Annotated in this window: 1 protein-coding gene; it reads right to left on the bottom strand. The window is 67.5% G+C overall.

Going from position 1 to position 268, the window contains the following annotated elements; translation table 11 throughout:
* Nucleotides 1-268 (bottom strand): TonB-dependent receptor domain-containing protein (locus tag R0J88_RS20540; RefSeq protein ID WP_410900958.1); only part of this gene is annotated, 268 nt, incomplete at both ends.

Raw genomic sequence — 268 nt, 5'->3', positions numbered from 1 at the left:
GCGCCACGTTGCTGACGCGGTTGCCGGCCAGGCCGTTGTTGTCCTCGACGATGGACGCGTTCTGCAGGCCGATGCCGCCGCGCAGGTACCAGTTGCCGGTCAGGCGCCCTGCCGCGGTCAGCTCGATGCCGCGCGAACGTTGCTTGCCGGTCAGTAGCACGATGGTCGGATCGACCGGATCGGAGGTGCGGCGGTTGTAGAGCTCGAGCTGGTACAGCGCCAGCGTGGTGCTCAGATTCCCGTCCAGCCAGTCGCTCTTGACGCCCAC

Source organism: Pseudoalteromonas sp. SIMBA_162 (assembly GCF_046535955.1).
Taxonomy (GTDB): domain Bacteria; phylum Pseudomonadota; class Gammaproteobacteria; order Enterobacterales; family Alteromonadaceae; genus Pseudoalteromonas; species Pseudoalteromonas marina.
The sequence above is the reverse complement of the archived record's forward strand: the minus strand, read 5'-3'. Positions and strand labels throughout refer to the sequence as shown.